This window comes from Devosia sp. P3_B2, assembly GCF_056402875.1.
In genome coordinates, this window is sequence record NZ_JBFUGO010000021.1 from 56697 (window position 1) to 64310 (window position 7614).

The following is a 7614-nucleotide window of genomic DNA, read 5'->3' on the forward strand; positions in this document are numbered from 1 at the left end:
GACGAGCGGCGGTTCGCCGCGGCAGTTCTGACGTCCGGACCGGACGAATTCCACGTTGGGAGGGCTTTGCGGGGTGCCACCGCGCCGATAATGTCGCCGGAAATTCTGGAGGATAATCCCATGCATAAAGTCATCGCAGCCCTCGGGCTCGCGGCAACCCTTTCACTCGGCGTGTCTCCCGCGGCGCTGGCTGCCGGCGAGAAGGTGTCGGTGATCACCCCGTTCCTCGCGGCGATCGCGACGGGCGAGATGATCGAGGCGTTCAAGGCCAAGGCGGCCGAGTATCAGTGGACCGTCGACGTGGTCGATACGGCCGGCGACATGGCGGCGTTCGCCAGCCGCGTCGAAGACGCGACGACCAGCGGCGCCAACGCGATCGTCCTGGTGTCGGTCGATCCTGCGCAGATCCAGGACCAGGTCGACAAGGCCAAGGCCGCGGGCGTGCCGGTGATCACCATTGATGGCGCCAAGAACGCCTCGAGCGTGCTCAACGTCACCTCCGACAACTATGTGCTCGGCGAGACGATGACCAAGTTCCTGTTCGACCAGATCGGCAACAAGGGCAACATCGTGCGCTTCTTCTATTCGGCGCACCCGGGCGTGCACCAGCGTGAACTGGCGCTCGATGCGGCGCTGAAGGCGAACCCGGATGTGAAACAGGTCGCCGACCACTACGTGGCGGTGCCGGGCCAGGTGGATGACAGCCGTGCCGCGATGGACGCGATGCTGTTGGCGAACCCGGGCGACGGCGCGATCAACGCGGTGTGGGCCGGCTGGGACGAGCCCGGCATCGGCGCGCAACTCGCGGTGGAAGCTTCTGGCCGCAAGGGCATCGTCATTGCCGGCATCGACGGCAACCCGCAGGCGATCGAGCTGATCAAGGGCTGCACGGCCTATGTCGGCACAGTCCGCCAGGGCTTTGGCGAGATGGCCAACATCGCCGCCACCGAGCTCAACACCATCCTCGCGGGCGGCCCCGCTAGTGCGGACGAGCTCTACGCGCCGGTGGAACTGATCACCCGCGAGAGCCTCGGCGTTACCTGTCCCTGACGTTGCTGGACCTCCGAGGGATCAGCCGGCACTTCGGTGCGACCCATGCGCTCGACGATGTGAGCCTCGCCCTTTCCGAGGGCGAGGTGTTCGGACTTGTGGGGCCAAACGGCGCCGGCAAATCGACGCTGATCAAGATCATCGCGGGCGCCGATCGGCCGGATGCGGGTGAGATCCGCATCGACGGTGTGCCGGTGCATTTCCACTCGGCGCATGACGCCTATGCCGCGGGCATCCGGGTGATCCACCAGGATGCACCGCTGGTGCCGGGGTTCGATACGGTCGAGAACTGTTATCTCGGGCGGGCGTATCCGCGGCGCTTCGGGCGGATCGACCGCAAGGCGATGCGGGCGGCGATCGCCGAGGTGGCGGCCGGGATTGCGCCGGAGCTCGACCTCGATGTTCCCGTGATGTTCCTGCCGCCGGCGGAGCGACAGTTCGTGCGGTTACTGCGCGCCATCGCCGACAAGGGGCGGCTGCTGATCCTCGACGAGCCGACCGCGGCGCTGCCGGCGGAGGATGCCGAGCGGTTCTACGAGGTGTTGCGGCGGACGCGGGAGCGGGGGACCTCGATCATTCTCGTCAGCCACCGGCTCGATGAGATTGCGGACTTCTGCAGCAGCGCAGTGGTGATCCGCGATGGGCGGATCGTGGCGCGATTGGGCGCGGGCGAGGTGAAGCCCGAGGCGATGATCGCGGCGATGGGCGGGAGTACGTCGGAGCGCTCGACCAAGGCGACCGATACGAGCGCGCCCAAGATCATCGAGATTGACGGTGTGACAGCCGGCGACCTGACGCGACCTGCGCAACTCGATGTGCACGCGGGCGAGGTGATGGCGCTCTACGGGCTGGCGGGGTCGGGGCGGTCGAGCCTGCTCAATGCGATCTGGGGGGCGATCCCGTGGAGCGGCGCAATGCGGCTCGAAGGCGAGGCCTATGCGCCGCGTTCTCCGCGACAGGCTATCGGACGTGGCGTCTCCTGTGTGCCGGCAGACCGGCATCGCAGTGGGCTGTTCCTCGCCGAGGACCTCATCTTCAACAAGACGCTGCCGCTGTTGTCTGGCTATCGCCGGATGCGGGGGTTGCCGGTGCCCGACACCAAGGCGGAGCGGGCGGAGTTTCTCGTTGCGGCCGAGCGGGTGTCGCTCAGCTATCGCGAGCCGAAGCAGCTGGCGCGGACGCTTTCGGGCGGCAACCAGCAGAAGCTCATCTTCTCGCGCTGGGCCAACCGGCACTCGCGGGTGATGCTGCTCGACGAGCCCACCGAGGGCGTCGATGTGATGGCGAAGGCCACCATCAAGGACATCATCCGGGCGATCGCCGCCGATGGCAACGCAGTGCTCGTCTCGACCTCGGACCGCGACGAGGCGCTGGAGCTGGGCGATCGCATCGCGGTGTTCCGGCAGGGCGGCATCGTCAAGATTTTCACCCGCGCGGAGGCGAGCGCGGAGGCGCTGTCGGCGGCCGCGCAGTCCCGGGAGGCGGCGTGACCCGCACCAATCTCAATCGTTTCGGCACACTGATCGCGTTCGTGCTGCTGTGTATCGGCTTTTCGATTGCGGCGCCGGCGGCGTTCGCTTCACCGGCCAACGTGTTCAACCTCGTGCAGCAGATGGCGACGCTCGCGATCGTCGCGACGGCGGCGACGCTGGTGATGACGATCTCGGAGTTCGACCTGTCGGTAGGGTTCTCGGCCTCGCTCGCGGCGGTGATCTGCTTCGTGCTGTTCGGGCAGGGCTATGACGTGTGGCTGGCGGTGCCGGCGGCGCTGCTGGTGGGGATCGTCGGCGGCGCGGCCAATGGCGTGCTGGTGGCGCGGTTCGGCATTCCGTCGTTCGTCGCGACGCTGGCGCTTGGGACGATCCTCTCCGGTTTCGCCTTCGGGTTGAGCGGTGGGCAGAGCCTGTTCCAGTCGGTGCCGGAGGGGTTCAAGGCGTTGGGCAGGGGCGACATCTTCGGCATTCCGGTGCTGGGATTCTGGATCGTCGGGGTGCTGGGCATCGCGGCGTTCGTCTTGACCCAGACCGAGTTCGGGCGGCGGCTCAAGGCGATCGGCGGCAATGCGCAGGCGGCGCGGTTGGCCGGGTTGCCGATCGTGCGCGACGTGATCGTGACGTTTGCGATTGCCGGCGGGCTGTCGGCGCTGGCCGGGTTGTTGCTGGCGTCGCGGCTAGGCAGCGTGCAGCACACGATGGGCGAGCCGCTGCTACTGCCGGCCTATGCGGCGGTGTTCATCGGCACCACGGCCTCGCCGACCGGTGCGCCGACGGTGGCGGGGACGCTGCTGGGCGTGGCGATCACCGGGGTGATGGTCAATGGCATGACGATCGTGGGCGTGGAGCCGTTCGTGCAGCGCATTCTCACCGGAGTGATCATCATCGTTGCGGTGCTGCTGCGGCGCGTGGGGCGCGGGCGATGAGCGTGCTGGTTCTCGATTGCGGCAGTTCGGCGCTGAAGGCGACGGTGTTTGGCGATGATGGGGTGGTGATCGCGACGACCGATGCGGGTTATCCCGCGGCGAGCGCGCCACATCGGCGGGCGCCGGAGGATTGGTGGCGGGCGGCGGTCGAGGCGGTGGGGAAGTTGCCCCTTGATGGGGTGACGGCGATCTCGCTCACCGGGATGATGGAGAACCTGATCGCGGTCGATGCCACCGGGGTGCCGGTGCGGGAGGCGGCGCTCTACTCGGATCCGATCGGCACCGAGGCGTTCGAGGCGGTGGCGGGGCGCCTCGAGGCGGCGGACGCGACGGCAATTCTCGGCAATGAGCCGCGGCCGCTGATGACGGCGTTCAAGCTGCTGGCGCTCGGACCCAAGGGGGCCGAGTGGGTGCTGCCGGGTTCGAAGGACTACCTGGCGCTGCGGCTCACTGGTGTCGCGGCGACTGATCCGAGCTGTGCCAGCACGACGGGGCTGATGGACATCGCGACGCGGGACTGGTCCGGGGAACTGGTCGAACTGCTCGATGTCGATCGGGGCCTGCTGCCGCCGATCCTCGCGGCGGAGACTGTGCTGGGTGGGCTCACCGCCAGGGCGGCGGAGGCGCTGGGGTTGCCTGCGGGTACCCCGGTGATCAATGGCTGCGGGGATGCCGCTGCGACGACCATCGGGAGCGGGGCGGAGCAGGCGGACGAGGTGAGCGTCTATCTTGGCACCAGCGGCTGGGTGGCGGGTGTCACTGCGGTGACCGAACGGACGCCACGACCGTACTATCGGCTGGCGCATCCGCTGCATGGCGGGTTGATCGAGGTCGCCCCGATCCTCTCGGCGGGTGCGGCGGCGGCTTGGGCGCGCGAGACGCTAGGGCTGACGCTGCCGGAGGCCGAGCGCATGGCCGGGGAAGCAGATGCGTCGCCCGGTGGGGCGCTGTTCCTGCCGTATCTCAATGGCGAGCGTACTCCCTTCGTTGATCTGGACCTGAGGGCCGGGTTTGCCAATGTATCGGCCACCGACGGCGCGGGGGCACTTTATTACGCGGCGCTGGAGGGTGTGGCGTTCGCCATTGCCGCCAATGTGCGGGCAATGGGGGCGGCGGGGCCGGTCTACCTGGTGGGCGGCGGCGCGCAGAGTGCGGTCTGGCCGCAGGTCATGGCCGATGTGCTGGGGCGCGAGGTGACGGTACCGGCGCATCCGGTGCTGGCGGCGAGCCTCGGGGCGTACCGGATTGCGGCAAAGGCGCTGGGGCTGACTTCGGGCGCGGCGGTGCAGGGCCGGGTGTATCGGCCGCGGGCCGAGCGGGCCGAGCGGATCGCGCGGCAGGCGCGAGCTTTCGAGCGCGCCACGGCGATGCTGCGCGAGCTGGCGCGGGGCTAGGCTTCGGCGAGCATATCGCCAAGGTTGCGCGAGAAGTGCCGGCGGAACAGCGTCAATTGCGCGGCGCCGAGCGGCGCGGCGAAGGCGCCAAGCTTGCCGGCGACCAGCCGCGGGCGCTTGAAGCCGGCCGCGTCGAGATCGGACAGTGCTCGCTGGGTAGCATCGACGAGCCGCTCGACGATCTCCTGCGGGACCGCGCTATCAATGATCGCCTGGTCGATCTCGAGCACAGCGGCAGTGTTGAAGATGATCTCGGCCATGGCGATGCCGGCTTCCTCGATCCAGGGCTCCACCTGTTCCTTCCAATCCTGCCACGGCCACGCGGCGGGAGCGTCGACGGGGATACGGATGCCGCTCTCGGCGAGGCGGCGGCTGAGGGCAGTGGTGGAGGCAAGGTCGTGCCCGAACCGGGGATGGCCATCATGGCCGTTGACCAGCATGGAACCGAGATTGGCGGAGTTGCCGGTCGGGCCTTCCCACAGCGTGTGTTCGGCCGTGATGCCGGCGCCCAGATAGGTCGACACGAACAGGTGCACGAGGTTGGGTGGGCGGGGCGGCGGCGACATCACCATTTCGGCGAAGCAGGCGCAGTTGCCGTCGTTGAACCAGGTGGTCGGCAGGCCCGTAGCAGTCTCGATGGCGCTGCGCAGGTCGAGTTCCGCCCATAGCGACAGCTGGTCCTCTGGTGGATCGATCAGCCGGATCAGCCTGCCCATATTGCTCGGGGTCGCCAGCCCGATGCCGGCGAGACGCTGCTGCTTTTCGGGGCTGAGCTTGGCGACGAGCGCGGCAATTGCGCGGGCCGCTTCCTCGACGATGGTCTGCGCATCGGGATAAGCGAAATCGCGCCGGTAGCGCCCCAGCTCCTCGCTGCCCACGTTGATGAGCGCGACGTCGATGTGCTGCCAGGATATCTCGCAGCCGATGCTGTAGGCGCCGGAATAATCGAGATGGAGCGGTGTGGCCGGCTGGCCCCGACGGCCACGCAGCACTTCGCCGCGGGTTATCAGCCCATCGTCCTCGAGCTCGCTGACGATGGCCGAGGCGGTCTGCGGCGCCAGGCCGGTGCGGCGGGAGACCTCGGCATTGGAGAGGCCGGGGTTGAACGCAATGGCGGTCAGCACGGCGCGACGATTGGCGGCGCGCAGGCTGGCGTGCTGCACACCCCGCTCCGCAGGTTCAAAAAAGTCCGCCAATTCCACCACCCCGCCGCGACTCAAATTGACGCCGAAGCAACGATCCCCAGCCCAAGTATGGGCTGAGGTTCGATTCCTGCGTCCACAAGTACTAAGTGGGATCGCGGGGCGAGGCGTCAACCCGGCATAACACTACCAATTGGTCACAGAACCATCGCGGCGGTGCAGCATGGGCGCCTGCCAGAATTTGAAACTCTGCTTTTTGATCAGTTCCTCGTTGACCTCAATGCCGAGGCCGGGCGCGTCGCTGACCGGATAATGCGCGCCTTCGAGGCGCGGCTGCACCGGGAAAAACTCCGAGTTATCGAAGCCGAGATTCTCGGCGGGACTAGAGCGGGTCTCGAGCCAGGAAAAGTTAGCGACGGCCGCGGAGAAATGAATAGTGGCCGCAGTGCAGATCGGCCCGAGCGGATTGTGCGGCATCATGTCCACGTAATGGGCCTCGCTCCAGCCGGCGATCTTCATCGACTCGGTGAGGCCGCCGACGTTGCAGACGTCGAGGCGGTTGAACTGGTGAATGCCGCGTTCGATGTAGGGCAGGAACTGCCATTTCGACGCGAATTCCTCGCCGATGGCGAAGGGGATGTCAGTGAGGGTGCGGAGCGACTCGTAGGCTTCGGGGGTCTCGTCGCGGATCGGTTCCTCGAGGAAGTCGAGCGTGCCCGACGGCATCTTCTGGCAGAAGCTCGCGGCTTCGGCGACCGACAGGCGGTGGTGGAAATCGATGCCGAGGATAACGTCCTCGCCGAGCTCCTCGCGCGCCTTGGTCATCCACTTGGCGGTCTTGCCGATGTGCTCGCGCGGTTCGTAGATGGTTTCGCCATGGCCCGAGGGCGAGAGGCGCATGGCGTTCCAGCCGTGCTCGATCAGCATCTTGGCCTGCTCGATCATTTCGGGACCGGGCTCGCCCGAAGTGCTGGCGAAGGTCGGAATCCTGTCGCGCTGCTTGCCGCCGAGCAACTGGTGCACCGGCACGCCCAGCGCCTTGCCCTTGATGTCGTAGAGCGCGATGTCGATGGCCGAGATCGCCGCCTGCAGCACGCGGCCCCCCTCGAAATACTGGCTGCGATAAAGCAGCTGCCAGATGTGGCCGATCTGGAACGGGTCCATGCCGATGAGGATTTCGGTGTAGTGCTCGAGCGCGCCGACCACGGCCTTCTCGCGCCCCGACAGCCCGCTTTCGCCCCAGCCGAAAATGCCCTCGTCGGTCTCGATCTTGACGACGAGCTGGTTACGGATGCCCACCCAGACGGCGTAGGGCTTGATGGCGGTGATCTTCAATTCGATGCGCTCCTCGGCGGCGGGGTTGTCCCGCTCGGTTGGTGGTGAGGGGGCCCTGATTGATCAGGCGGAGTCAATTGGACGAGCGGATAAACCGGCAGCCTCGCGGCTCCGGGCGTTCAATAAGTCGGGCGGTTCCGGCGTGGCTTCGACCACGCGGGTAGTCCGCAATATGAAGGCCGTCGCCACGCCGGAACTGTTCGGGGTTTTTGCGGGGACCATGAGGAAGCGTTCGCACGCCGTGCCAGGCACGGAAACGGTGGACGGGTGCCCA

The 7614-nt window shown here is 67.3% G+C and carries 7 protein-coding genes; 5 read left to right on the plus strand and 2 right to left on the minus strand.

Annotated features, from left to right (window positions below; all coding sequences use genetic code 11):
• Positions 1-120 precede the first annotated feature (120 nt).
• Genes AC1DV8_RS22495 through AC1DV8_RS22510 form a run of 4 tightly spaced genes read left to right on the plus strand, consistent with a single transcriptional unit; the run spans position 121 to position 4863 of the window.
• On the plus strand, positions 121-1050 hold the full coding sequence (locus AC1DV8_RS22495; RefSeq protein WP_477150007.1) for a sugar ABC transporter substrate-binding protein: 930 nt from the start codon (positions 121-123) through the stop codon (positions 1048-1050).
• A 2-nt stretch (positions 1051-1052) separates the two neighbouring features.
• Positions 1053-2540: a sugar ABC transporter ATP-binding protein gene (locus AC1DV8_RS22500; RefSeq protein ID WP_477159000.1), complete on the plus strand. Its 1488-nt coding sequence runs from the start codon at positions 1053-1055 to the stop codon at positions 2538-2540.
• A complete protein-coding gene (locus AC1DV8_RS22505; protein ID WP_477150005.1) occupies positions 2537-3469 on the plus strand; it encodes an ABC transporter permease in 933 nt (310 codons plus the stop codon). Before AC1DV8_RS22500 ends, AC1DV8_RS22505 begins: the two co-directional genes overlap by 4 nt.
• Positions 3466-4863, plus strand: coding sequence for a xylulokinase (locus AC1DV8_RS22510; protein ID WP_477159001.1), 1398 nt, complete (start codon positions 3466-3468; stop codon positions 4861-4863). The genes AC1DV8_RS22505 and AC1DV8_RS22510 overlap by 4 nt, the downstream gene beginning before the upstream one ends.
• Here the strand turns inward: AC1DV8_RS22510 and AC1DV8_RS22515 are convergent.
• Positions 4860-6026 (minus strand): ROK family transcriptional regulator, encoded by a 1167-nt coding sequence (locus AC1DV8_RS22515; protein ID WP_477159002.1) that lies wholly within the window; start codon positions 6024-6026, stop codon positions 4860-4862. The genes AC1DV8_RS22510 and AC1DV8_RS22515 overlap by 4 nt on opposite strands.
• Positions 6027-6191: 165 nt before the next feature.
• Entirely contained in the window at positions 6192-7340 is a 1149-nt protein-coding gene (locus tag AC1DV8_RS22520; RefSeq protein ID WP_477150002.1) for a mandelate racemase/muconate lactonizing enzyme family protein, read from the minus strand.
• Here AC1DV8_RS22520 and AC1DV8_RS22525 point away from each other — a divergent pair.
• The coding region (locus AC1DV8_RS22525; RefSeq protein ID WP_477159003.1) for a hypothetical protein at positions 7324-7614 on the plus strand (291 nt) is incomplete at its 3' end. The genes AC1DV8_RS22520 and AC1DV8_RS22525 overlap by 17 nt on opposite strands.